Source organism: Streptomyces enissocaesilis, assembly GCF_039533765.1.
GTDB classification, from domain to species: Bacteria; Actinomycetota; Actinomycetes; order Streptomycetales; family Streptomycetaceae; genus Streptomyces; species Streptomyces enissocaesilis.
This window is the reverse complement of the sequence record NZ_BAAAUD010000042.1, coordinates 26,000-51,475: the sequence shown is the minus strand read 5'-3', so window position 1 is coordinate 51,475 and position 25,476 is coordinate 26,000. Positions and strand designations below refer to the sequence as shown.

Genomic DNA, 25,476 nt, shown 5'->3' with positions numbered 1-25,476 from the left:
TGCGTCCGTGCGTCCGTGCGTCCGTGCGTCCGTCCGGTGGTTACCGGCCGAAGACCCCGCCGTGCTCGACCGCGCCCGTCAGGCCCAGGCTGTTCGGGGTCAGCGCACGGGCCCCGGCCGGCGTCGCCGTGGCCGGGGACGGTACGTACCAGACGCCGCCGGTGGAGGAGTTCTCGCCCGGTGTGCCGGCGGCGAGGTCGGCGCGGCCGTCACCGTTGAGGTCCGTGAGGGCCACGGCGGCACCGAAGCGGTCGCCCGCCTCCGCCGCGCCGGGTATGCCCGCCGTGGACTGGTGGAAGGCGTAGCCGCCGGAGCCGCCGTCCACTCCGTGGGCGGAGCCGGTCAGTACGGAGACCGAGCCGGCCGCGGCCTCGCTGCCGAGCGCCTCCTGGCCGACGCCGACCGCCAGCTCCGGGTAGCCGTCGCCGTTGACGTCGCCCGCCGCGACCGCGGCGCCGAAGTCGTCGCCGGACTCACCGGTGCCGGGCACGCCCGGGGTGTCCTGGTCCAGGCAGACGTGGGCGGAACCGAGACCGGTCCCGGGCTCCCCGTCCACCGTGCGCACGGTGCCGCCGACGGCCTGCGGGCAGTACGTCTCCTCCACCTCCGGGTTGGCCCTCACCCCGCCGAGGACGAGGTCGTCGGCGCCGTCCTTCCCGAAGTCCGCGACGGCGAGGGAGGCGGCGTAGTCGGGGGTGGACCAGTCCCTGACCGGCGCGCCCTGCTCCCAGCTGTAGACGGCGGTGCCGCGGATCTCCTGGCCGGTGTAGGTCACCGCCAGGTCGTCGGTGCCGTTGCCGTCGAAGTCGCCGGTCGCGATCGCGGTGGGGCCCGAGAACCGGTAGCTCACGATGCTCTGCGCCGGGGCGGCCGGGGCCGGGACGACCGGGCCCGGCTGCCACAGCACCCCGGCCGACTCCTCGTTGCTCGACCGGTACGCCAGGTCCCGGTCGCCGTCGTCGTCGTAGTCGCCGGTCGAGAGGGACTCGCCGATGCGGGCGCCCTCGTGGGCGCCGCGGGCGGCGGTGAACGCGGTGCCGAAGCCGGTGGCGGAGCCGGGCAGCACGGTGATGATGCCGTGCCGGTGGGAGGAGATGTCGGAGAGCGACTCGCGGGGGGCCGAGACGACCAGGTCCGCGTAGCCGTCGCCGTTCACGTCGTCGGTCACCAGCTGGGAGCCGAACTCGTCGCCCGCCTCCGCGGTGCCGGGCACGCCGGCGGTGTTCTGGCTGATGACGGTGGACCGGGCGGGCCCGTTCGCGCTGCCCCACAGCACGTTCACGTACCCGGCCTTCGCCTTGCCGCCGACGGTCGCCTTCGGCACGCCGACCGCCAGGTCCGCGTACCCGTCGCCGTTGAAGTCGCCCTTGAGGTTCGAAGGCGCCGCGGAGGCGGTCCCCGCGGTCAGGGCCGAGACGGCGAGCACGCCGGCCGAGCAGAGGATCGCGGCCGAAAGGGTCTTCCTGTTGCGCAAAGGTCTCTCCGTACGTCGTGAAGAAAACTGAAGCCGTGAGCCGCGGTCGGCGGCATACGGTGGCGGTCGTGACCAGGGCTCGTCCGGGCGCGGTGTCTCCCGGCGAGGTGGATCGGGCCTCCGAAGGTGTGACACCCGAGTCGTACGGAGAGTTGTGCTCGGGCGGCGTCCAGGTGAACGCGCCCGCTCGGGCCGGTGAGGGCGTCCGGCCGGCGCGTCGGGGAGACGCGCTCACCGGCCGGCGCGGCCCGCGAGGTAGTGGGCGAGCACCGGGGCCAGCTCCGCGAACCACTCCTGGAGCTTCGCCTGGTCGCGGGCGGTCACCGCGCCCTCGAAGAACCTGCCGTCGGGGAGCACCACCGCCACCGTCAGGACGTGGCCCCAGGTGCCCGGCTTGCAGTGGACGGTCCGGATGTCCTGCCAGGGGAAGTCGGCCGTGGCGCCGTCGCGTTCGAGCGAGACGCCCTGGGCGTCGACCACGACCGCGTTACGGGGATCCGTCGCCAGGAAGTCGGGGCCGGCGGGCACGGACGCGGGCCCGGGGAAAGGCCCGGGCGCGGTTGCGGGCGCGGGCCCGGGGAAAGGCCCGGGCGCGGTTGCGGGCGCGGGGACGGGCGCGGGAAAGGGCCCGGGGGCGGGCGCGAAGGCCGGGGGCGGCGGGCCGAATCCCTGCCGCGGCTGGTACGGCGGCTGGGGATACGGGCCCGGCGCCCCGCCGCCCGGGTGTCCGGCCTGGTTCTGTTCCACTGAAGTCAGCCCCTCGCGTTCGTCTCCGGGGCCAGTATCGCCGACCGGCGGAAGGCGCCCCGGGACGGGCCGGTCCCGGCACGCCTTCCGTCTCCGTACGCCCTGTCTGTACGTACGGCTAGACCACCAGGCTCAGGATCGCGGCGACCGCGAAACCCGCGACCGACAGGACCGACTCCAGCACCGTCCACGACTTGAGGGTGTCGCGCTCGGAGATGCCGAAGTACTTGGCGACGATCCAGAAGCCGCCGTCGTTGACGTGCGAGGCGAAGATCGAACCGGCCGAGATGGCCATGATGACCAGGGCCAGGAACGCCTGCGAGTGGTCGCCGTTCTCGACCAGCGGGAGCACGATGCCGGCCGTGGTGACGATCGCGACCGTCGCCGATCCCTGGGCGACGCGCAGGACGAGGGAGATCAGGTACGCGAGGACGACGACCGGCAGGCCCACGTCGTTGAAGGTGTCGGACAGGGCCTGCGCCACGCCGCTCGCCTTGAGGACCGCGCCGAAGACGCCGCCGGCGCCGACGACCAGCAGGATGTTGCCGACCGGCTTCAGGGACGAGGTCGACACCTGTTCGAGGGACTTGCGCGACCAGCCGCGCCGGATGCCGAGCAGGTAGTACGCCATCAGCAGGGCGATCGTCAGCGCGACGAAGGGGTTGCCGAAGAACTCGACGACCGAGCGGAGGGTGGATTCGTCGAGCGCGATGGAGGAGAACGTCGCGGCGAGGATGAGGAACAGCGGCGTACCGATGATGGTCAGCACCGTGGCGAGCGGGACGGGGTGCTCCTGCGGGGTGCGGCCCGCGGCGGTCTGTTCGGCGAGGACGGCGGCCCTGGCGTCCTCGGCGGCCTCCACCATGTCCTGCGGGACCTCGACGAAGACGCGCCTGCCGATCCAGCCGGCGTACGCCCAGGCGGCGAGGACGGCGGGGATGCCGCAGACGACGCCCATGAGGATGACCCAGCCGAGCGAGACGTGGAAGAGGCCGGCCGCGGCGACCGGGCCCGGGTGCGGGGGCAGGAACGCGTGGGTCATGGAGAGGCCGGCGAGCAGCGGCATGGCGTACAGCAGGATCGACTTGCCGGAGCGCCTGGCCGCGGCGTAGACGATCGGCGCGAGGACGAAGATGCCGACGTCGAAGAAGACCGGGATGCCGAAGATGAGGCCGGTGAGGCCCATGGCGAACGGGGCGCGCTTCTCGCCGAAGAGGCCCAGGAGGCGGGAGGACAACACCTCGGCGCCGCCGCTGACTTCGAGGACCGCGCCGAGCATCGTGCCGAGGCCGATGATGATCGCGACGTGGCCGAGGATGCCGCCCATGCCGGATTCGATGACGGAGACGACGGCGGACTTCTGGACGGTACCGAAGAGTTCGGTGACGGAGAGGCCCGCGCCGAGGCCGACGGCTATGGAGACGGCGAGCAGCGCGACGAACGGCTGGAGCCTGGCCTTGATGATCAGGAAGAGGAGCAGGACGATACCGAGGGCCGCGACGGTCAGCAGACCGGCCGTGCCGTCGACGAGGGTGAGAAGACCGCCGGTGTGGGGTGGGGTCTCCGCGGGAACGGGGGCGGCGGCAGCGAGCAGGGGCATGAGGAGGGCCTCGTAATTCCATGGGGCTTTCGGGGCAGGGGGTGTCGCGGCACGGCGCCCGGGCGGTGGGCGCCGTGCCGTGACGACGTACGGCGTGCGGGGTGGGGAAGCGGATGACGGGCGTCAGCTCAGGACGGCGAGCGCGTCGATCTCGATGAGGAGGCCCCGGGGGAGGCCGACGTAGACGGTCGTACGGGCGGCGGGCGCCTCCTTGAGGCCCTGCTCCTCGAAGTACGCGTTGTAAATCGCGTTCATCTCGGCGAAGTGGCCGGTGTCGGTGAGATAGACGCGCATCATCATCACGTCGTCCCAGCTCGCGCCGCCCTCCTCCAGGATCGCCTTGACGTTGGCGAAGGTCTGGAGGGTCTGCTCGCGCAGGGTCGGGCCGGCGGGGGTGGGGGCCTGGCCCTCGACGGCCGGCAGGAAGCCGACCTGGCCCGCGACCTGGAGGATGTTGCCCTTGCGGACGCCGTGGGAGAACTTGGCGGGCGGGGCGGTGTGGGTGGAGGGGGTGATCGCGGTCTTCACGGTCTTCCCGCCGGTGCTGTTCGTGTCGCTCATGCGCTCGTTTCCTTCGGGGGTGTGTTTCCTGAGTACTCCCGGCTGATGGCGTCGGCGGTGCGGCGCACCAGCGGGAGGAGGGAGAGGAGTTCCTCGGCCGTGACGACGACGTTCGGCGCCGACACCGACATCGCGGCGACGACCCGGCCGTCCGTACCGCGGACGGGAGCACCGACGCAGTTGATGGACTCCTCGTGGCCGCCGAGGTCGGTGGCCCAGCCCTGTTCGCGTACGCGCGCCAGTTCCTCGAGGAAGGCGGCGGCGTTCGGCGTCGAACGGGACGTGTAGGCGGGGTAGTCGAGCTTCTCCGCGACGGTGCGGCGCTCGGACTCGGGGAGGTCGGCGAGCAGCAGCTTCGCCACGGCGGCGACGGTGATCGCCACGGGCTTGCCGATGCGCGAGTACATGCGGACCGGATAGCGGCTCTCGACCTTGTCGATGTAGAGGACCTCGTTCTCCTCGTACACCGCGAGGTGGACGGTGTGCCCGCACTCGTGGTTCAGGGCGGTCAGGTGGGGGTGCGCGATCTCGCGTATGTCGAGGTTCTCGACGGCCTCCTGGGCGAGCGCGAAGAGGCGGGCGCCGAGGCGGTAGCGCTGGTCCTGCTGGCGGTAGACGAGGCCGTGCTCGTGGAGGGTGCGCAGGAGGCGCAGCGCCGTGGACTTGTGCACCCCGAGCCGCTCGGCGACCTGACCGAGGTCGGCGGGTCCCTGCGCGAGCAGCGGCAGGATGCTCAGCGCGCGGTCGACGGTCTGGCTCATGGCGTACGTACCTCCTGGTCGGCGGCGCCCGTCCAGCCGGGGCCGAGACGAAGTCTCCCCCAGGCGTCGTCGTCCAGGGCTGCCAGGCGGTCGGCGTGCGCGCGGAAGGGCGGTGCGGCGAGGTCGCCGGGGACGGTGAGGGCGGCGGCGGCCATGAGGTGGCCGTGCCGGATCCGGTCGCGTACGGGCAGACCGCGCAGGGTCGCGGAGAGGAACCCGGCCGCGAAGGCGTCCCCGGCGCCGACGGGGGCGACGACGTCGACGCGCAGGGCGGGGACGGCGGTGACGGTGTCGGCGTCCCGGCTCTCCCCGGGGGCACGGGTGAAGGCCGTCGCGCCTTCCGCGCCCTGCTTGACGACCAGGACCTCCGGCTCGGGCAGGGCGCGGCGGATCGCGGCCGCGCCCCGGACGCCCCAGGCCGCCTCCGCCTCGTCCTCGCCGACGAAGACCAGGTCCGCGCCGCGCGCGAGGTCGAGCAGGACGCGGGGGCCCTCGGCCTCGTGCCACAGGTGGGCGCGGTGGTTGACGTCGAAGGAGACCAGGGGGCGGCCGGGGCGGCGGGTGGTCAGCTCGCGCGTCAGGGCCAGGCAGTCCGCGGACAGCGCGGCCGTGATCCCGGACAGGTGCAGCACGCGGCCCGCGGCCAGTTCGTCGAGCGGCATGTTCCGCGGGGACATCGCGGAGGCCGCCGATCCGGCCCGGTAGTAGACGACCTCGAAGCCGTCGGTGTCACGGTCGGCCGCCGTACGGAAGTAGACGCCGGTGGGACGGTGCGGGTCGCGCTGGACGGCGGAGGTGTCGACGCCGTACGCGGCGACGGCCTCGACGAGGTGGTCGCCGAAGCCGTCGGCGCCGACCCTGCCCACCCACCGCGCGCGGTGCCCGGCGGCCGCGAGGGCGCAGGCGACGTTCGACTCGGCGCCGCCGATGCCGCGTCCGAAGGAGGGCACGTCGGCGAGGCGGCCGGGACGGGACGGCAGGAACGTCACCATGGACTCGCCGAGGCAGACCACGTCCGCCGTCGCGGCACCTCCGTCTCGCTCTGCTGATACGTCCGCGGACGCGGTCACGATCGGACTCCTCACCACCGGCACACCACTGAACTCACCATTGACCCTGCGTCGGCTCGGATGTTAGACAGCGTTCAGCGATATGCGCAATGGTCGTTGCACATGCTGCAACACGACGTACCAGGAGGCTCCCATGGCCGCAGGCAACCCGGTCGGCCGACTCGCCGACGAGCGCGTGGACCACCGCTTCAAGGCGCTCCCGCCGGACGCCGGGGGACTGACGGTCGGCGAGCTCGCGGCCGAGCGCCGCAACCTCTTCACCGGCGGGTTCACCACCCCCGTGCTCGCGCTCTCCGCCGAGTCGGTCGCGCACAACCTCGCGCTCCTGGAGACGTACGCCGAACGCCACGGCCTCGCCTTCGCCCCGCACGGCAAGACCTCCATGGCACCGCAGCTCTTCGAGCGCCAGCTGGAGCACGGCGCGTGGGGCATCACCGCCGCCGTGCCGCACCAGGCGCGCGTCTACCGGGCGTACGGCATCCAGCGGATCTTCCTGGCCAACGAGGTCGTCGACGCGGCCGCGCTGCGCTGGCTGGCCGCCGAACTGGACGCCGACCCCGGCTTCCGCTTCGTCTGTTACGCCGACTCGGTGCGCGGCGTGGAGCTGATGGACGAGGCGCTGCGGGCCGCGTCCGCCTCGCGCCCGCTCGACGTGGTCGTCGAACTCGGCGCGGGCGAGGGGGCCCGTACCGGCGCCCGGACGGCCGCCGACTGCGCGGCGGTCGCGGACGCGGTGGCGGCCACGGCGACCCTGCGCCTGGTGGGTGTGGCCGGATACGAGGGCGAGGTCCCGCAGGCGGACGGCGACAAGGTCCGCGCGTGGCTGCGCGAACTGGTCTCCGTCGCCGCGGACTTCGACAGGGCGGGGCGCTTCGCCGGCTCCCCCGAGATCGTGATCAGCGCGGGCGGCAGCGCGTGGTTCGACGCGGTGGCGGAGGTGTTCACGGAGATCCCCGAACTCTCGCTGCCCGTGCTCAAGCTGCTCCGCTCCGGCGCGTACGTCTCGCACGACGACGGCCACTACCGCCACCTCACCCCCTTCAACCGGGTCCCGGACGAGGGCGCGCTCCAGCCCGCGTTCCGCCTCTGGGCGCAGGTCGTCTCCCGGCCCACCCCCGAGCAGGCCTTCGTCAACGCGGGCAAGCGCGACGCGGCGTACGACCTGGACCTGCCGCAGGCGCGGGCCGTACGGGACGCCCGTACGGGCGAGGTGCGTCCGGCGACCGGCATCACGGTCACCGGGCTGTCGGACCAGCACGGCTGGGTGCGTACGGGTCCGGAGGCGGAGCTCGAAGTCGGTGACTGGCTCGGCCTGGGCCTGTCCCATCCGTGCACGGTCTTCGACAAGTGGCAGCTGATCCCTGTCGTCGAGGCGGACGGCACGGTCACGGACTACGTCCGCACGTTCTTCTAACCCCGGGGGCGGGCTCGCCGGGGCGCCGCGCGGGGCTGTTCCCCTGCCCGCCCCTTCCCGTAACGGGGCTCCGCCCCGGACCCCGGTCCTCAAGTGCCGGACAGGCTGAGAGTTGCCGCAAACGGCACATCGAGCCCGTCCGGCGCTTGAGGACGCGCCCGAAGGGCGTCCGGACCCGGGGCCTGCCCCGGTTCGGGAAGGGGCGGGCAGGGGAAAGGCCCCCGCGCAGCGGCCCAGCGGCGCCCCCGCCCCTCCCCGCCCCCTCCCCGCAGGCACTCAGAGAGGCGAACAGCCATGGACCTCGTCATTCGTGACGTACGCGTCGTCGACGGCACCGGCGGTGCCTCCTACCGGGCCGACGTCGCCCTGGACGACGGCCGCATCACCGGGATCCGGCGGGAGGGCGACGGCGGCCCGCGCCCCCGTGGCCGGCGCACGCTGGAGGCGGACGGCCTCGCCCTCGCCCCCGGCTTCATCGACATGCACGCGCACAGCGACCTCGCGCTGCTCCGCGATCCCGACCACAGCGCCAAGGCCGCCCAGGGCGTGACCCTCGAAGTCCTCGGCCAGGACGGACTGTCGTACGCGCCCGTCGACGACCGCACGCTCACCGAGGTCCGCAGGGCGATCGCCGGCTGGAACGGCGGTGCGCCCGGGGACACGACCGTCGACTTCGACTGGCGGACCGTCGGCGAGTACCTCGACCGGCTCGACCGCCAGGGCATCGCCGTCAACGCCGCGTACCTCGTCCCGCAGGGCACGGTCCGCATGTACGTGACGGGCTGGGAGGACCGCCCGGCGACACCCGCCGAGCTCACCCGCATGAAGCAGCTCGTCGCCGAGGGCCTGGAGCAGGGCGCCGTCGGCATGTCGTCCGGTCTCACCTACACGCCCGGCATGTACGCCGACGACGCCGAACTCACCGAGCTGTGCCGCGTGGTGGCGCGGTACGACGGCTACTACTGCCCCCACCACCGCTCGTACGGCGCCGGGGCCCTCGCCGCGTACGAGGAGATGGTGACCCTCACCCGCAACGCCGGCTGCGCGCTCCATCTCGCCCACGCCACCATGAACTTCGGCGTCAACGAGGGCAGGGCGCCCGACCTCCTGGCCCTCCTCGACAAGGCGCTCGACGCGGGCGCGGACATCTCCCTCGACACCTACCCCTACACCCCCGGCTGCACCACGCTCGTCGCGATGCTGCCGAGCTGGGCGAGCGAGGGCGGCCCCGAGGCGACACTCGCCCGCCTCCGCGACGACGGGAGTGCCGAGAGGATCCGCCACCACATGGAGGTCGTCGGCGCGGACGGCTGCCACGGCGTCCCCATCGAGTGGGACACGATCGAGATCTCCGGCGTCAGCGACCCCGGCCTGGCGGACTGCGTGGGCAGGACGATCGCGGAGTCCGCCGCGCGGCGCGGCGAGGCGCCCTGGGCCACCGCCCGGCGCCTGCTGGTCCAGGACGACCTCGGCTCGACGATCCTCCAGCACGTCGGCCACGAGGAGAACGTCCGGCAGATCATGCGCCACCGCGTGCACACGGGCGGCAGCGACGGCATCCTCCAGGGCCGCAAGCCGCACCCGCGCGCGTACGGCACCTTCCCCCACTACCTGGGCCACTACGCCCGCGAACTGGGCGTACTCACCCTCGAAGAGACGGTCGCGCACCTCACCTCCCGCCCGGCGGCCCGCCTGCGCCTGCCCGACCGGGGGCTGGTGCGCGAGGGGTACCGCGCCGACCTGGTCCTCTTCGATCCGTCGACGGTCGCGGCGGGCTCCACCTTCGAGGCTCCGCGCACCCTGCCGACCGGCATCCCGCACGTCCTGATCGACGGCCGGTTCGTGATCGAGGACGGGCGGCGGACGGACGTCCTCGCGGGCCGGTCGGTCCGGCGCACGCCCTGAACGGCGTGCGTGTGTCACGGCTCCCCCCGGAGCCGTGACACGCGACGCTCCGCGCCGGTCCGGAACGCTCAGACGCCCTGCCGGAGGGCCGGGACGTTCGGCGGCCCCCAGCCCGCCTGGGCCCGGTGGCCCTGGAGACAGCGGTGGGCCGCGCCGCCGTAGGTGACCTGGTCGCCCGCCGCGCAGACCCTGCCCGCCGCCCACGTGCCGCCGGGCTCGCCCGGGCCACCGGGACCGCCCGGGCCCCCGGGCCGCCGGCGGCCGTCTTCAGGGTCAGCCCGTACGCGGCGGCGGACCCGGTCACCGCCTCGGCGGACCCGGCGGCCCCGGGAACCTGCTGCGCCGTGGCCGCGCCCTGCGGTCCGGCGAGGACCAGCGCACCGGCGGCGGCGCATGCCGCTCTGGCGTGTCTGCGGGGCATGAGGGATCTCCTCGGTCTCGGTGGGGGTGGGGTACGTGAGGTGTCCCGAGACCGTAGGGGTGCGAACAGGCGTGCAGGAGCTCCCGGTTGCCCCCCCCTCACCGCGTTATGGCCTCCGGCGCCGCGGCCGCCGGGGTCCGGGGGGCGGGGGCCCGGAACGGTTCACCGTCCTGTCCGCGCCCGTGCCTGCGCAGCAGCACCGCGCCCAGCACGCACACGGCGGCCCCGACGACGAAGCCGTACGCCGGGGTGCTGCCGTCGGGGTGGGTCTCGTAGACCAGGGCGGCGGACAGCACCGCCAGGATCCGGCCGAGCCGGCCGTTCCAGGCGGTGGCGGAGACCGCCGCCATGCCCCAGAGCAGGTACCACGGCTGCACCATCGGTGAGAGGGCGACCAGGGCCAGCAGGGCCACGCCCAGGGCATGGACCGGGTGCGGGGGCGGGGCACCGCGCCAGGGGCGCACACTGCGGAACGTCGCCAGGGCGGCGTAGCCGATCACGACGAGCGCGAGGACCAGGCCGAGCGTCTGGACCGCGCTCTTGACCGGGTCCGGGTCCCAGCCGAACAGCAGGCGCGTCAGCTCGCCGAGCCCCAGGCCGATGTCGCTGGAGGCGGAGAGGGCGGTGTGGACGGTCGCGGCGACGCTCTGCGTCCGCAGCCAGCCGAAACCGGTGCCGCTGAGCAGGGTGGCGGCGACGGCGACCGCCCCGGCCACCAGTCCGGGGACGGCGAACGCCTTCACGAGGCGCCACAGGAGCGGCCCGGAGGTGCGGCGGAACGCCAGTACGCCGATGAAGAGCAGGGCGACGGCGGCGGGCGACTTGACCGTCGCCGCCAGTGCGACGAGCGCACTGGCGGCGACCCACCGCCCGTGCAGCGCGCACACCACGCCGGTCAGCATGAGGGCGATCATCAGGCCGTCGTTGTGCATGCCGCCCACGACGTGGATCAGCGTCAGCGGGTTGAGGGCGCCCAGCCACAGCGCGCCGGTCTCACTGGCACCACGGGCGCGGGCGATGTGCAGCGTCGCCCAGGCGGTCAGGGCGAGCGCGGCCAGGGCGACGAGCCGCATCCCGAAGACGGCGGGGACGATCTGCCCGTCCGTGACCCCCACCACCGCCTGCGCCAGGACCAGGAAGACGGGTCCGTACGGGGCGGGGGTGTCGGTCCAGTGGCCGCCGACACTGGCCGCGGCGTCGGCTCCGAGCTCGTCCGGGCCGAGGACCGAAGGCCCGGACGTGTAGACGTCATGGCCTTCGAGGACCATCGCGCCCTGGGCGACGTAGCTGTAGACGTCGGCGCTGTGGAGCGGCGGGGCCAGTACCAGCGGCGCCGCCCACCAGACCAGCGTGACCAGCGTTTCGCGCACCCCGCCCGCCGCGCCCCGGGCGACCAGCCGCCCGTACCGCCACCAGGACACGACCAGGAGGGTCAGGCCCAGGTACGCCAGGACGGCGGCCGCCACGGTCGTCACGGATCCGTGGGGAACCCACATCCCCCACGGATCGTGGGCCGGCAGCCTTCCGGCGGCGACACCGCCCACGGCCACCGCCACCGATCCGGCGGCACCCAGCCGGCGATACCCGACAGCACTCAGCGTCCACATGACCGGTCAATTTATCGGAGCTGTACGAACAGCCGGCCGGGCCGCGTGGCCAAAAACACCGGGCGGGTCCCTTCGGGCGCCCGTAAGGTGGCCGTCATGCAGGTGATCCAGTCGACGAAGCTCGCAAACGTCTGTTACGAAATCCGCGGCCCCGTGCTGGAGGAGGCGATGCGGCTCGAAGCGGCGGGCCAGCGCATCCTCAAGCTCAACACCGGAAACCCGGCGGCGTTCGGTTTCGAGTGCCCGCCCGAGATCCTGGAGGACATCCTCCGCAACCTCTCGGGCGCGCACGGCTACGGCGACGCGAAGGGGCTGCTGGCGGCGCGCCGCGCGGTCGTGCAGCACTACGAGACCAAGGGCATCGAGCTCGACGTCGAGGACGTCTACCTCGGCAACGGCGTCTCCGAGCTGATCCAGATGTCGATGCAGGCGCTGCTCGACGACGGCGACGAAGTGCTCGTCCCCGCGCCGGACTATCCGCTGTGGACCGCGTCCGTCTCGCTCGCGGGCGGTACGGCCGTGCACTACCTCTGCGACGAGCAGGCCGACTGGATGCCGGACCTCGCCGACATCGAGCGCAAGATCACGGACCGCACCAAGGCCATCGTCGTCATCAACCCGAACAACCCGACGGGTGCGGTGTACGACGACGAGATGCTGCGCGCCCTGACCGAGATCGCCCGCCGCCACAACCTGGTCGTCTGCTCCGACGAGATCTACGACCGGATCCTGTACGACGGCGCCACGCACACCCCGACCGCCGCCATCGCCCCCGACCTGCTCACCCTCACCTTCAACGGGCTGTCCAAGAACTACCGCGTCGCCGGCTACCGCAGCGGCTGGCTGGCGGTCTGCGGCCCGAAGGCGCACGCCTCCTCGTACATCGAGGGGCTCACGATCCTCGCCAACATGCGCCTGTGCGCCAACATGCCGTCGCAGCACGCGGTGGCGACGGCGCTCGGCGGGCGGCAGTCGATCGAGGACCTGGTGCTGCCGGGAGGCAGGATCCTGGAGCAGCGGGACACGGCGTACGACCTGCTCACCCGGATCCCGGGCGTCACCTGCGTGAAGCCCAAGGGCGCGCTCTACCTCTTCCCGCGGCTCGACCCGAAGGTCTACCGGATCAAGGACGACCGGGAGATGGTCCTCGACCTGCTGCGGGCCGAGAAGATCATGGTGGTGCACGGTACGGGCTTCAACTGGCCCGAGCCCGACCACTTCCGCATCGTGACGCTGCCGGCGGCGGAGGTCCTGGCGGACGCGGTGACACGGATCGGCACCTTCCTGGACGGATACGCGCAACCCTAGGCGAGACGAGCGTGACTCGGATCAACCTTAGACAGATTCCAATGTAGGATGGTCTCCTGACTCTGCCAGGAGGCCATCCCATGTACGAGCCGATCCGCAGCAAGTCGGTCCATCGCATGGACGAGGACCGGGCCGACTTCCCGCACCGTTCCCGCGAGGAGGAGTTGGACATCCAGCTCGCCGGGCACCTCGCGGCGCTTCTCGCGGTCACCGACGAGCTGGGTCTCGACGTCGCCGCCGACCGCATCGCCTCCCAGGTCGCCCGGCTGCGCGGCGCCCCGCCCGCCCGGCACGCCGGCCTCACCCACGCCACCCCGGCCGCACTCCACCGCCGGGCCCACGAGCTCGCGGGCCGCGCGCTGGTCGTCGCCGCCTCGCGCGCCGACACGGCGGTCGCGATCCTCTCCGCCGAGCGCATGGACGCACACGCGGCCGCGCTCGAAGAACTCCGTCCCGTCGGAGCCCACTGACGGCCCCGGCCCGTGTGCCTCAGCGGCGTACGGGCCGGGTGCCACCGATCGACCCGGCGCCCGGCCGCCTCCGCGGGAGCGCCGGTCCGGGCGTGCAGGAGGCCCCCGAAGCCGTGAGGGGGCTTCGGGGGCCGTGCCGCGGCGGGCCGGTGACCCCACAGGTCAGGACGGATGTCGGAAGGCCCGGCCGCGGAGACTAGTCGGCCCTTGCGCCGGGGATCAGCCCAGGCGCCGGACCAGCGCGTGGTACTCGTCCCACAGCTCCTTCGGGGTGTGGTCACCGAAGGTGTCGAGGTGCTCGGGGACCAGGGCGGCCTCCTCGCGCCAGACCTCCTTGTCGACGGTGAGGAGGAAGTCCAGCTCCTCCTCGGAGAGGTCCAGGCCCTTGGTGTCGAGGGCGCCCTTGGCCGGCAGGATGCCGATGGGGGTCTCGACGCCCTCGGCCCTGCCCTCCAGGCGCTCGACGATCCACTTGAGCACGCGGCTGTTCTCGCCGAAGCCGGGCCACACGAACTTGCCCGCGTCGTTCTTGCGGAACCAGTTGACGTAGTAGATCTTGGGCAGCTTGGACTGGTCGGGCTTGTCCGCGCCGACCTTGATCCAGTGGCCCATGTAGTCGCCCATGTTGTAACCGCAGAACGGCAGCATGGCGAACGGGTCGCGGCGCAGCTCGCCGACCTTGCCCTCGGCGGCGGCGGTCTTCTCGGAGGCGACGTTCGCACCGAGGAAGACGCCGTGCTGCCAGTCGAAGGACTCGGTCACCAGCGGCACGGCGGTGGCGCGGCGGCCGCCGAAGAGGATCGCGGAGATCGGTACGCCCTTGGGGTCCTCCCACTCGGGCGCGATGATCGGGCACTGGCCGGCCGGGACGGTGAAGCGCGCGTTGGGGTGGGCGGCGGGGGTGGGGGAGCCGGGGGTCCAGTCGTCGCCCTTCCAGTCCGTGAGGTGCGCGGGCGCCTCCTCGGTCATGCCCTCCCACCACACGTCGCCGTCGTCGGTGAGCGCGACGTTGGTGAAGACGGAGTTGCCCCACATGGTCTTCATGGCGTTGGCGTTGGTGTGCTCGCCGGTGCCGGGCGCGACGCCGAAGAAACCGGCCTCGGGGTTGATCGCGTACAGCTGGCCGTCCTCGCCGAACCGCATCCAGGCGATGTCGTCGCCGATGGTCTCGACGGTCCAGCCGGGAATCGTGGGCTCCAGCATGGCGAGGTTGGTCTTGCCGCAGGCGGACGGGAACGCGGCGGCGATGTACTTGGGGGACTCCGCCTCGCCCTTCGGCGGGGTGAGCTTGAGGATCAGCATGTGCTCGGCCAGCCAGCCCTCGTCGCGCGCCATCACGGACGCGATGCGCAGGGCGTAGCACTTCTTGCCGAGCAGGGCGTTGCCGCCGTACCCCGAGCCGTAGGACCAGATCTCGCGGTCCTCGGGGAAGTGCGAGATGTACTTCGTGGAGTTGCACGGCCACGGCACGTCGGCCTCGCCCTCGGCGAGCGGGGCACCGAGGGTGTGGACGGCCTTGACGAAGAAGCCGTCGGTGCCGAGCTCGTCGAGGACGGCCCGGCCCATCCGGGTCATGGTGCGCATGGAGACGGCGACGTACGCCGAGTCGGTGATCTCGACGCCGATGGCGGACAGCGGTGAGCCGAGCGGGCCCATGCAGAACGGGACGACGTACAGGGTGCGGCCGCGCATCGAACCGCGGAAGATGCCCTTCTCGCCGGCGAAGATCTCCCGCATCTCCGCCGGAGCCTTCCAGTGGTTCGTCGGGCCCGCGTCCTCCTCCTTCTCGGAGCAGATGAACGTGCGGTCCTCGACGCGGGCGACGTCGCTCGGGTCGGAGGCGGCGTAGTAGGAGTTCGGGCGCTTGACCGGGTCCAGCTTCCTGAACGTGCCCTTGGCGACGAGCTCCTCGGCGAGCCGCTCGTACTCGGCCTCCGAGCCGTCGCACCAGACGACCTGGTCCGGCTCGGTGAGGGCTGCGATCTCGTCGACCCAGGAGATCAGCTCCTGGTGGTCCGTCGGGAGGACGGAGGTCCCACCCGCACGAGGCTCGTCGGAGTGCCTGGGGGAGGGAGCCGCGTTGTCGCGCGCCACGATTGCTCCTAAGTGAGGGGTATGTAGGTGTAGGCCCCGTGGGGGCTGCGACCCGGACGCTTCACGTGGTGACTCATTGGCGCTCATCCGGTGCCGACCGCACTCATTTGATCATCCGACCCAGCCGCCCATATGTCCAGGGGGCCGCACACGTGAGCATCGCCACTCGGAGTGCCCGTACCTGGCCGTAACCTACGGTCGCGTAGGTAGGATTGCGGGTATGACCTCCGCCGAGTCCGATCAGCTCACGAACCCCGACGGCCCCGGGCGAGGGCCTGTCGAGATCGACCTCCCGAACCCGGTCAAACCGAAACTGCGCGGCTGGCTGCACGCCGGGATGTTCCCCGCCGTCGTCGTCGCCGGCCTGGTGCTCATCGCCCTCGCCGACTCGACTCGCGCCCGCGTGGCCTGCGGGATCTACGTCCTGACCGCCTGCATGCTCTTCGGCATCAGCGCGATCTACCACCGCGGCACCTGGGGCCCGCGCGGCGAGGCCGTGCTGCGCAGGCTCGACCACGCCAACATCTTCCTGATCATCGCGGGCACCTACACGCCCCTCACGATGCTCCTGCTGCCCGGGTCCACCGGCCGCACGCTGCTGTGGGCGGTCTGGGCGGCGGCCCTCGCGGGGATCGCCTTCCGGGTCTTCTGGGTCGGCGCCCCGCGCTGGCTCTACACCCCCTGCTACATCGCGATGGGCTGGGCCGCGGTCTTCTTCCTCCCCGACTTCATGCGCGCGGGCGGCATCACCGTACTGGTGCTGGTGGTCGTCGGCGGCCTCCTCTACAGCGCGGGAGGCGTGATCTACGGCCTCAAGCGCCCCAACCCGTCACCGCGGTGGTTCGGGTTCCACGAGGTGTTCCACTCACTGACCCTGGCCGCCTTCGTCGCGCACTACATCGGCATCTCACTGGTGGCCTATTCGGCCTGAGGGCCCGCCCGGCCCCCGCACCCGCCCTCCTCGCAGTGGCCGCGGCTTCGAAGCCGCGGCCACTTGCCACGCCACGACCACGACCACCGCCAGCACCACCCCGAGCACCGCGGCCCCGCCGCCCAGCAGGAAACTCACGACGCACAGCGCCGCCACCACCGCGGCCGACGCGTTGACGATTCCCCTCACCCCGACTGCCCCCTTCCGCACACCTGACCGAATTCACACGTCGTACACCTACCCCACACGCATCGTGACATGCCCCACTGACAGCCGGGGCGGCCCGGGGCCCATGCCCGACAATGGCGGGCATGGCCGCCGACACCCCCCACCCCTTCGCCGCCGCCGCACCGCCCCGCCCGGGGCTGCGCGAGCGCAAGAAGCTCAAGACGCGGCTCGCGATCCGTACCGCGACCTACCGGCTGATCGCCGAGCAGGGGTACGAGGCCACCACCGTCGAGCAGATCGCCGAGGCCGCCGAGGTCTCCCCCTCGACCGTCTTCCGTTACTTCCCGGCCAAGGAAGACATCGTCATCACCGACGAGTACGACCCGCTCGTGGAAGCGGCCCTGCGCGCCCGCCCGCCCGGTGAGCCGCTCGTCGAGTCCCTGCGGACCGTGGTGACACAGGCCCTGCGGCACTCGCTCGACCACGAGCCCGAGGAGATGCTGCTGCGCACGAAGCTGCTGACCGAGGTACCCGCCGTACGCGCCCGGATGATGCACAGCATGTCCGCGACCGGGCGCATGCTGTGCGAGGTCGTGGCCGAGCGGACGGGGCGGCGCGCGGACGACCTCGAAGTGCGGGTCTTCTCGATGGGATTCGTCGCCGCTCTGCTGGAGACGACCGTGTACTGGGCCGAGCACGGCCGGCAGGACGACCTGGCCGGCCTCGTCGACCGCACGCTGGACACCCTCGGCAACGGCTTCCGGCTGTGACCGCGGGCGGCCCGGTGGCCCGGACCGCCTGAGGGCCGGGCCACCGGGCCCGCCGCCGGGGAAAACCAAGCCCGACCGGCGTTCGAGGACCGGGGTCCGGGGCGGAACACCGCCCCGGGACCGCCGGGACCGCCGGAACCCCAGGAACCGGCGGGGCCTGCGGACGCCGCGGCCCCGCGAGGGGCTAGCGCGGGGCTAGCGCGAAGTCTCGCCCATCCGCTCCCGCAGCACCCCCGGGTCCGAGGTCGGCGCATCGCACACGAAGTGCCGGCACACATACGCGCCGGGCCCCCGGTCCGCCAGCAGCGGGAACTCGTCACTGCCCACTTCGCCCACCGCCACCACCGCCCCCGGCGCCCCGCTCAGCAGCGCGGCCCGGTGCAGCTCCTTCGTCAGCGGGTCGTCGCCCGCGCCCACCACCGCCACCTCACGCGGCCCGTCCAGCGCCGCCTCGGCCACCGCGAGGCCCCACCCGAGGAAGCGCGGCGCACGCGGCCCGAGGGTCTTCACCACACCGAGCGCCCGCTCCGCCGCGCTCCGGTGCGCCTCGGACCCCGTGTGCGCGGCGTACGCCAGCAGCGCGCCCGCCGCGGCCGTCCACCCGGAAGGCGTCGCATTGTCCGTCGGGTCCTGCGGGCGCCGGATCAGCTTCTCGGCGTCGTGAGCCGTGTCGTACAGCGTCCCGCCCTCCCCCACGAACTGGTCGAGGACGATGTCCAGCAGGAACCCGGCGAACTCCAGCCACACCCCCTCCCCCGACACCGCCGCCAGCGCGAGGAACCCTTCCGCCACGTCCGCGTAGTCCTCCAGCACACCGGCGTTCGGACCCACTCGCCCGTCCTTGGACGTACGGGCCAGCCGGGCCCCCTCGTCCAGGTGCACCCGCACCAGCAGATCGGCCGCCTCGGTCGCCCGCTCGACCAGGTCCGGCCGGTCGAAGTACGCCCCGGTCTCGGCCAGCGCGGCGATCGCGAGCCCGTTCCACGCGGCCACGACCTTGTCGTCCCGTCCGGGCCGCTCCCGCTTCGCGCGTGCCGCGAGCAGCCGCGCCCGGACATCGGCCACCCGCGCCTCGTCCGCCGCCCCCTCCCCCGCGGGCCCCACGGGGAGCTGGAGCACGGACGCCCCTTCCTCGAACGTCCCCTCCTCCGTCACCCCGAAGAGCCGCGCGGCGAACTGCGCGTCCTGCTCGCCGAGCACCTCGCGCAGCTGCTCCGGCGTCCATACGTAGTACGCGCCCTCGACGTGCCTGCCCGTGCCGTCGTCGCTGTCCGCATCCAGCGCGGACGCGAATCCGCCTTCCCGCGTCCGCAGTTCGCCCACCAGGAAGTCCGCGGTCTCCAGCGCCACCCGCCGCGCCAGATCCGATCCGGTGGCCCGCCACAGACGGGCGTAGACCCGGCACAGCAGCGCGTTGTCGTACAGCATCTTCTCGAAGTGCGGCACGACCCATTCGCGGTCGACCGAGTAGCGCGCGAAACCGCCGGCGAGCTGGTCGTACATCCCCCCGCGCGCCATCGCCTCGCAGGTGTCGGCGGCCATCTGGAGGGCTCCCTCGGAGCCGGTGCGCGCGTAGTGCCGCAACAGGAACTCCACCACCATGGACGGCGGGAACTTCGGGGCCCCGCCGAATCCGGCGTGCGTGGCGTCGTAGTCCCGCGTCAGCGCGAGCAGCGCCTGCGCGAGCTCCTCCTCCCCCGGCAGCTCGGGCGCCCCGTACGCGAGCGAGCGCCCGCTCAGATCCCGCACGATCTTCCCGGCGACCTCGTCGACCTCTCCCCGCCGGCCGGTCCAGGCGGCACTGACGCCCTCCAGCACCTGGCGGAAGGAGGGCATGCCGTGACGGGGCTCGGGCGGGAAGTACGTACCGAAGTAGAAGGGCGCGGCGTCGGCGGTCAGGAAGACGGTCATGGGCCACCCGCCCTGCCCGGTGGCGGCCTGCACGGCCTCCATGTACACGGCGTCCACGTCCGGCCGCTCCTCGCGGTCGACCTTGACGTTGACGAAGTGCTCGTTGAGGTAGGCGGCGGTCGGCTCGTCCTCGAAGGATTCATGCGCCATGACGTGGCACCAGTGACACGCAGAGTATCCGACCGACAGCAGCACGGGTACATCGCGGCGTTTCGCCTCCTCGAACGCCTCGGGCCCCCACGGCCACCAGTCGACCGGATTGTCGGCGTGCTGAAGCAGATAAGGCGAGGTCATACCAGCCAACCGGTTCATACGTCCCAGCCTCTCACAGCGCCTCGCGCGACCGACGAAACCCTCACGAGCCCGCCCCGCCCGGCCGAATTGCACGTGTGGGCCATCACGTGGTGGGCAGCGCCTTCTCCTCCGAGTCAGCGTCAAACCCTTCCCGGCATTCCCCGGCCCGGGCGGCCCGACACCTCGGAACCGTAGGCTGAGCGCAGCAGCGCCGGACCTGCCGAGGCTCCTCGGAGGAGGTACACCATGACCGCCGAGATGGTGGCGCCCGCGTGGATGCATGCGCAGATCAGCGCGGAACAGTACGACTCCTGGTCCGAGGAGCAGTGCGCCGGCATCGAGATCGTGGACGGGATGGTCGTCGTGGCCCGCGCGCCCCCAAACGGCACAACCGGCCGGCTCGGATCCTGGCCAATGCTCTGGACGCCGCCGCGGGCCCGGACTGGAACGCAGACACGGACTTCGACGTCCGCCTGCAGGACGTTCCGCTCACCAACCGTCGTCCGGACGTCATCGTCTACCGGGCGGGGACCATCGACCTCACGCCCACCCGACCCGAGCACGTGCTCCTGGTCCTCGAGATCGTGTCGCCCGGTTCGGAAACAACTGACCGGATCGTGAAGGCGGACCAGTACGCCAAGGCCGGCATCCCCTTCTACTGGCGGGTCGAGCAGGCCGCCACCGATGTCCCGATCGTCTATACGTACGTCCTCGACCCCGCCACCAAGGCTTACAGGGACGGCGAGATGTTCACCGGCACGGTGAAGGCCACCGCGCCTCTCTCCATCACGGTCGATCTTGGGGTCATGTAAGGACGGAGAGGTCTCCCCGCTTTCGACAGCCGACCGGTAGCGCCCGGACAGTTGTTGTTCGCGGACCGATCGGAACATTCCCCACCCCCGGGCCCGATGCACCACCTGCGGATGCCATGCCAGCTCGTAAGCGATCGTTCAGCCGTGCCCGGTCAGGCACTGATCAAGGTCACGTTGACGGAAGATCGCACCAAACGGGGCATCTACCTACGAAACCGACTCAGGTCTCGGCATCCGGTTGCGGCTCATCGACGCGAACGGGCCACGACTGCCCCGCTTTGCCATCGACGCCACGAGCGCGCCAGTCGCGGGCTGGAAAACCGTGGCACTGCAGGCGGGTACGAGCTGACATGTTCGACCACCAGCTGATCCTCCATACGCGCCACGGCCATGAGGTCGAGCGGTGCGTCGATCCCAACGCCCCACTTCTTGTGCAAGTGACAGTAACTGAACTACCTTGCATGACATGCAAGATGACGTATGGTCACCACCTTCTGTCCTGCTGACGGTCGATCTCGTGATCCTGACACTGCGCGAGAGCCGTCTGCACGTCCTCCTGGTGGAGCGGGGCGAAGATCCCTTCCGGGGCATGCTCGCGCTGCCCGGAGGCTTCCTGAGCCACGATGGCGAGGAGATCCTGGACGCCGCCCACCGCGAACTGAGTGAGGAAACAGCCCTGAGCTCCGGCTGGGTACACCTTGAACAGCTGGCCGTATACGGAAGATCGGGCCGCGACCCGCGGGGCCGAGTCATCTCCGTCGCTCACCTGGCGATCGCACCGGGGCTGCCCGACCCTGTCGCGGGGACGGATGCCACCGATGCCGCGTGGATTCCCGCAGAAGCCGTCCTGTCCGGCGAGGCGACCCTCGCCTTCGACCACCACCGAATCGCCGCGGACGGCATCGAACGCGCACGCACCAAGATCGAATTCTCGGCACTGGCCACCGCGTTCTGCGGAGAGAGCTTCACCATCGCAGAGCTGCAGCAGGTGTACGAGGCCGTCTGGGGCACCACACTCGACACCCGCAATTTCTATCGGAAGGTCCAAGCCGCGAAGGGATTCATCGTTCCCGTCGGCACGGACCGCAGGACCACGGGAGGACGGCCCGCACGGCTGTACCGGGCCGGCCCGACAACCGTGTTGTTCCCACCGCTGATCCGACCCGCGCCATCTGCGACGGAAGAGAACACGAGAGGGGAAGAGGAGTAAATGCCGAAGGGCCCAGTGGTGATTCTCACCGCCCTCAATCTTGAATATCAGTCCGTACGCCAGAGGTTGGCGGATCTTCTGGTGCATCGCCATGAGCGCGGTACCCGGTTCGAGGTGGGAACCGCACGGGGCACATCGTGCCGCGTCGCGCTCGGCCTGACGAACAAGGGGAACCATTCCGCCGCGGTGATCGCCGAACGTGCGATCCAGGAGTTCTCGCCGGTGGCCGTGCTGTTCGTCGGGGTCGCCGGCGCCCTGTGGGATGCCACCAGGCTGGGTGACGTGGTGATGGCGTCACACGTGTACGCCTATCACGGCGGGACCAGCGAGGACGACGGGCTCAAAGCCCGTCCCCGGGTGTGGGAAGCGCCGCACGGCATCAGCCAGCTCGCCTCGCACCTGGCCCGTTTGAACGACTGGGCGGACCCCACACCCGGTCACGAGGACGGACCGCAGGTGCGTTTCGGGGCGATCGCCGCCGGCGAGATCGTCCAGAACTCGAGAATCTCGGCCGAGGCGAAGTGGATCCGGCAGCACTACAACGACGCGCTCGCCATTGAGATGGAGGCGGCCGGTGTGGCCCAGGCCGGCCATCTCAGCGGAGCGCCAGTGGCCATCGTCCGGGGGATCAGCGACCGGGCGGACGGCACGAAGAACAGTTCGGAGGACCGCAACTGGCAGCCGCGGGCCGCGGCGAATGCGGCGGCGTTCGCCATCCGGTTGGCAGTGGAACTGGTGGGCGAGCAGGAGGAGGCGGCAATGCCCCAGGACGACAGGGCCCGTTCGGCCGACCGGTTCGACCGGCGCGTCAGCAACACCGTCCACAACAGCACCGTCGGCATCATGGCCAGCTCAGTCACGGGCAGCAGTGTCCACATGAACGCGGCCTCGAAGGCATCCGGCCCGACGGCCCTGATCACGGAACTGAACGGTTTCCGCGATCAGCTGGGGTGGCACCGCACCGAGGGCGTCCTCGACGAGGACAGCTACCAGGAAGCCCTGACCGATCTGGACTCCGCCCTCCGGTCGGCAGGGGAGCGCACCCCTGAATCGTCGAAGCGGACGCTCATGACGCTCAAGAGGCTGCGCGGACTGGTCGCGGAGTGCCCCGCGCTGGTGGCCACGTTGGCTCCCATGATTGCTGCGGCCGGTGGCCTGGCATGAGCCACAACGACGGTGCCGCCTACAGCTCGGCCGCGTACAACTCCACCATCGGGATCCAGGCCGAGACCGTACACGACTCCACCATCTACTTCGTCCACCCGGACGCCTCGCCGCAGGAGAAGTACCGGGTCGGCGTACGGCTCCTGGAGGACGGCGTCCCCAGCCGGGCCCGCGAAATGATCACTGATGCGATCGTCCACGGGCACGACGGCACGGAGGTTCGTTTCCACTGGGTGCTCGCCATGCTCAGCGCACGCACCCACCACGACCTGACCACCGAAGAGGTCGAGCGGCTGCGCTACGCCTCCAGGCTCGTGCGGACCTACGCCGAGGACGAGTGGAAGGAAGCCCTGCGCGTCACTTTCGACCTGTTGGCGGTACTCAGCACCACCGGCAGCGAGACCGGCCCCGTGCTGAAGCAGCTGCAGGACCTGCCGCTCCGCCAGCACGACGCGATCCTCCGCCACCTCGACGTCATACTCACCGGAGGGCTGAAGGACGACCTGTGGGCGGAGACCCTCGGACGGGCCAGGGCGGAGCGCTTCGGCAACGACCGGGTCCAGCGGGTCTGGGCCTACTTCGCACCCGCCCCCATCGGGGCGCGGGCCGTTCGGCCCCGCCCGAGCACCGCTGCCGCCGCCAAGGCGGCCCTCCCTGTCCGGGCGGTCCTGTTCGTCATCAGCAGTGCGCTCCTCTGGGCCCTGGCACTGATCGCGGATCCGGCCCAAGCGATCGTCGAGTTACCGGTGGCACTCGGCGCGGGCCTGACCGCGGCCCGCTTCGGCGTCCGGTGGTGGGGCCGGGAGCCCAAGCCAGGCCTCACGGCCGAGGCCCACGTCCCGCACCCGCGCGATCCCGCCGTCGCCGAGGACGGGTTCACCAAACGCGTCCGTCATTCGTTCGATCACTACTTCAGCGTTCGCAGGCCCCACGGGTTCACTTCGGATGCCTGGCTCGCCCACACGGTTCAGATCCGCAGCAGCCTCGCCGCCGAGATCGCAGACCTCTACCGGGAGAGTCGAATCGGTGTGGAGCGGGTCGACTGGCTGATCCGGTACCTCGCCGAGGACGCCCGAAATCGCCACAACAACGGCACCCTGTTCGATCGGCACCGCCAGGACCAGGCTTCGGGCAGGACAAAGGCCCTGACCGTGGCGGCCCTCGCCGTTCTCGGCGTCGCGGCTCTGGCCGCGTTCGGCACGGCGGTCACCGGTGCCGCCCAACCGCGGCCCCTGTGGGCGTTCCTGGCCGTGCTCGGTGCGGCCTGGTCCGGGCACGCGACCGCTTCCCGATGGCTGGAGGTTCGGCGTGAAGAGCACCGGCTGGACCGGGAGACCCAGGAGTACCTCGAACAGCTGACCGGACGACAGATCGCCTACCAGCGCTGGCGGTCGTTCCTGGACGAGACGCGCCCCAGCGAACTGGAGATGGAGACCTGGCTCGCCTGCGACAAGACTTCGTTCGTCGATGAGGCGCTCCGGCACCACCGGCTCACCTGGCGCGACCTGATCACCCACACCATCCTGGTGGCCCCGGGTCCTTCCTACAAGCGTGGCCGGGTCCGAGGCGGCCCATGGCGGTACTCGCACTACGTGTTCCGCCTGTTCCTTTTCACCCAGTACGGCATCCGCGAGATCAGCTCCGAGTTCAACTTCTCCGACGCAACGCGCAGGAACGAGCAGCGGAGCAACTACCGGTTCGACGCGTTGACCTCCGTGCAGGTGACGGAGAACGCCGACGTCGGTTACGACCTGGAGCTCGTCCTCGCCAACGGACAGGCCAGGAAGATCCGCGTCAAGGACGCCGACGCCCATCAACTGGCGCCGACCGAGAATTCCCAGGAAATCTCCGAGATCAACCTCAGCGCAGCCGGCTCCACCCACACCTTCCGCCTCCTGGAGGGGATCGCGGCGGACGGGAAGAGCTGGATCGAACGGCGCGGCCCCGACAGCCTGGCGCCCTTCCAGATCGCCGGCTGATCCTGAACTCGAGCAAAGGAGTGCCTGTGACCTCCACGGATGACGTCACCGAGAGCAAGATCCTGCTGGCCGAGTACGACCGCCTCAAGGAGGAACAGAAGACCCGCATAGGGTTCCGCGACAACCTGCTCTACTTCACGCTCGCCGCAGCCACTGCGGTCGTGGCGATCACCGCCCAGAGCGGACAGTCCCGACTGCTGCTATCCGTCCCCGCGATCTGTCTGATCCTGGGCTGGACCTACCTGGTCAACGACGAGAAAATTTCGGCAATCGGCTGCTACGTCCGCGACCGGCTGGGACCGCGCCTGGGGGAACTCACCTCCGCCCACGGCGCAGTGTTCGGCTGGGAGATCTACCACCGCAACGTCGCGGGCCGCACCATGCGCAAGCGGCTTCAGACTGCGGTGGACCTGTTCACGTACCTGGTCCTGCCCATGGTCTGCACGACCGCGTTCTGGTGCTTCCCCGTAGTTCAGCCCGTGCTCATGCTCGCTTCTCTCGGGCAGACGCTCGCCCTGGCCGTACTGGGTTGGCAGTTCCTGCGCCGTACAGAGTGGTAGTACCAGGCCCTCGCCAGGCACGTGTACGACACCTCCGGCCGCGGGGTGTGAGCCGAACTCCGCTGTACAGTCAGCAGGCGTCCGACTCAGGCCCGGGCAGTTCGTCCAGGTCAAGGGTCTAGGTCCGTCCGCCGGCCAGTTTGATGGGCAGTTGACCGAGCCGTACTTGTGCGTGTGGGCGGCGATGCAGCCGGAGCCGGTGGGCTGGGTGTGGCGGCGACCTCCCTGGCGCACGGGCCCACCAC

At 71.5% G+C, this 25,476-nt stretch carries 20 protein-coding genes and 2 pseudogenes; 11 read left to right on the top strand and 11 right to left on the bottom strand.

All coding sequences use genetic code 11. From position 1 onward, the window contains the following. Positions 1-40: 40 nt before the first annotated feature. From ABD374_RS21825 to ABD374_RS21800, 6 genes are all read right to left on the bottom strand, one after another. Positions 41-1,474: an FG-GAP-like repeat-containing protein gene (locus ABD374_RS21825; RefSeq protein WP_344497276.1), complete on the bottom strand. Its 1,434-nt coding sequence runs from the start codon at positions 1,472-1,474 to the stop codon at positions 41-43. Positions 1,475-1,705: 231 nt separating this feature from the next. Beyond that, positions 1,706-2,002: a hypothetical protein gene (locus ABD374_RS21820; RefSeq protein WP_344497275.1), complete on the bottom strand. Its 297-nt coding sequence runs from the start codon at positions 2,000-2,002 to the stop codon at positions 1,706-1,708. A 337-nt stretch (positions 2,003-2,339) separates the two neighbouring features. Then, complete coding sequence (locus tag ABD374_RS21815) at positions 2,340-3,815, bottom strand: GntP family permease (protein WP_425577300.1); 1,476 nt, start codon at positions 3,813-3,815, stop codon at positions 2,340-2,342. A 129-nt stretch (positions 3,816-3,944) separates the two neighbouring features. Further along, a complete protein-coding gene (locus ABD374_RS21810) occupies positions 3,945-4,382 on the bottom strand; it encodes a RidA family protein (RefSeq protein ID WP_344497273.1) in 438 nt (145 codons plus the stop codon). Further along, positions 4,379-5,143 carry an IclR family transcriptional regulator gene (locus ABD374_RS21805; RefSeq protein WP_344497272.1) on the bottom strand — a complete coding sequence of 255 codons (765 nt, stop codon included), beginning with the start codon at positions 5,141-5,143 and terminating at the stop codon, positions 4,379-4,381. Before ABD374_RS21805 ends, ABD374_RS21810 begins: the two co-directional genes overlap by 4 nt. After that, positions 5,140-6,213 (bottom strand): sugar kinase, encoded by a 1,074-nt coding sequence (locus ABD374_RS21800; RefSeq protein WP_344497271.1) that lies wholly within the window; start codon positions 6,211-6,213, stop codon positions 5,140-5,142. The genes ABD374_RS21805 and ABD374_RS21800 overlap by 4 nt, the downstream gene beginning before the upstream one ends. A 133-nt stretch (positions 6,214-6,346) precedes the next feature. Here ABD374_RS21800 and ABD374_RS21795 point away from each other — a divergent pair, with 133 nt between their 5' ends. Beyond that, entirely contained in the window at positions 6,347-7,627 is a 1,281-nt protein-coding gene (locus ABD374_RS21795) for an alanine racemase (protein ID WP_344497270.1), read from the top strand. 294 nt (positions 7,628-7,921) lie between these two features. Continuing rightward, the gene (locus ABD374_RS21790) at positions 7,922-9,532 is read left to right on the top strand and encodes an N-acyl-D-amino-acid deacylase family protein (protein ID WP_344497269.1); all 1,611 of its coding nucleotides are present in this window, start codon (positions 7,922-7,924) and stop codon (positions 9,530-9,532) included. A 68-nt stretch (positions 9,533-9,600) separates the two neighbouring features. Here the strand turns inward: ABD374_RS21790 and ABD374_RS21785 are convergent. Together ABD374_RS21785 and mptB are read right to left on the bottom strand one after the other, a co-directional pair. Then, positions 9,601-9,815 (bottom strand): annotated as a pseudogene (locus tag ABD374_RS21785) (carbohydrate-binding protein); the annotation flags it as partial. A 236-nt stretch (positions 9,816-10,051) separates the two neighbouring features. Beyond that, positions 10,052-11,560 carry a polyprenol phosphomannose-dependent alpha 1,6 mannosyltransferase MptB gene (gene mptB, locus ABD374_RS21780; protein ID WP_344497268.1) on the bottom strand — a complete coding sequence of 503 codons (1,509 nt, stop codon included), beginning with the start codon at positions 11,558-11,560 and terminating at the stop codon, positions 10,052-10,054. A 96-nt stretch (positions 11,561-11,656) separates the two neighbouring features. Here mptB and ABD374_RS21775 point away from each other — a divergent pair, with 96 nt between their 5' ends. Continuing rightward, entirely contained in the window at positions 11,657-12,868 is a 1,212-nt protein-coding gene (locus ABD374_RS21775; protein ID WP_344497267.1) for a pyridoxal phosphate-dependent aminotransferase, read from the top strand. 80 nt (positions 12,869-12,948) lie between these two features. Continuing rightward, positions 12,949-13,338: an SCO4983 family protein gene (locus tag ABD374_RS21770; protein ID WP_344497266.1), complete on the top strand. Its 390-nt coding sequence runs from the start codon at positions 12,949-12,951 to the stop codon at positions 13,336-13,338. A gap of 219 nt (positions 13,339-13,557) precedes the next feature. Here ABD374_RS21770 and ABD374_RS21765 read toward each other — a convergent pair whose 3' ends face one another. Further along, the gene (locus ABD374_RS21765) at positions 13,558-15,432 is read right to left on the bottom strand and encodes a phosphoenolpyruvate carboxykinase (GTP) (protein ID WP_344497265.1); all 1,875 of its coding nucleotides are present in this window, start codon (positions 15,430-15,432) and stop codon (positions 13,558-13,560) included. Positions 15,433-15,652: 220 nt separating this feature from the next. Between ABD374_RS21765 and trhA the strand changes: the two genes are divergently transcribed. Next, positions 15,653-16,363 (top strand): PAQR family membrane homeostasis protein TrhA, encoded by a 711-nt coding sequence (gene trhA / locus ABD374_RS21760; protein WP_344497264.1) that lies wholly within the window; start codon positions 15,653-15,655, stop codon positions 16,361-16,363. Here trhA and ABD374_RS21755 read toward each other — a convergent pair. Next, a complete protein-coding gene (locus ABD374_RS21755; RefSeq protein WP_344497263.1) occupies positions 16,340-16,552 on the bottom strand; it encodes a hypothetical protein in 213 nt (70 codons plus the stop codon). The genes trhA and ABD374_RS21755 overlap by 24 nt on opposite strands. A 122-nt stretch (positions 16,553-16,674) precedes the next feature. On the opposite strand from ABD374_RS21755, the gene ABD374_RS21750 reads away from it, so the two are divergent. Further along, positions 16,675-17,301, top strand: a complete 627-nt coding sequence (locus ABD374_RS21750) for a TetR/AcrR family transcriptional regulator (protein WP_486388632.1) — start codon at positions 16,675-16,677, stop codon at positions 17,299-17,301. Positions 17,302-17,496: 195 nt separating this feature from the next. Here the strand turns inward: ABD374_RS21750 and ABD374_RS21745 are convergent, their stop codons facing one another. Next, positions 17,497-19,524 carry a thioredoxin domain-containing protein gene (locus ABD374_RS21745; protein ID WP_344497261.1) on the bottom strand — a complete coding sequence of 676 codons (2,028 nt, stop codon included), beginning with the start codon at positions 19,522-19,524 and terminating at the stop codon, positions 17,497-17,499. Positions 19,525-19,752: 228 nt separating this feature from the next. On the opposite strand from ABD374_RS21745, the pseudogene ABD374_RS21740 reads away from it, so the two are divergent. The 5 genes and pseudogenes from ABD374_RS21740 (at position 19,753) to ABD374_RS21720 (ending at position 25,231) form a co-directional block, all read left to right on the top strand. Beyond that, positions 19,753-20,318 (top strand): annotated as a pseudogene (locus tag ABD374_RS21740) (Uma2 family endonuclease). Between the two features lie 466 nt (positions 20,319-20,784). Then, on the top strand, positions 20,785-21,528 hold the full coding sequence (locus ABD374_RS21735; RefSeq protein ID WP_344497260.1) for an NUDIX hydrolase: 744 nt from the start codon (positions 20,785-20,787) through the stop codon (positions 21,526-21,528). After that, positions 21,529-22,692 carry a 5'-methylthioadenosine/S-adenosylhomocysteine nucleosidase family protein gene (locus ABD374_RS21730; protein ID WP_344497259.1) on the top strand — a complete coding sequence of 388 codons (1,164 nt, stop codon included), beginning with the start codon at positions 21,529-21,531 and terminating at the stop codon, positions 22,690-22,692. Beyond that, positions 22,689-24,671 carry a hypothetical protein gene (locus ABD374_RS21725; RefSeq protein WP_344497258.1) on the top strand — a complete coding sequence of 661 codons (1,983 nt, stop codon included), beginning with the start codon at positions 22,689-22,691 and terminating at the stop codon, positions 24,669-24,671. The genes ABD374_RS21730 and ABD374_RS21725 overlap by 4 nt, the downstream gene beginning before the upstream one ends. 26 nt (positions 24,672-24,697) lie before the next feature. Next, the gene (locus ABD374_RS21720) at positions 24,698-25,231 is read left to right on the top strand and encodes a hypothetical protein (protein ID WP_344497257.1); all 534 of its coding nucleotides are present in this window, start codon (positions 24,698-24,700) and stop codon (positions 25,229-25,231) included. Positions 25,232-25,476: the final 245 nt, after the last annotated feature.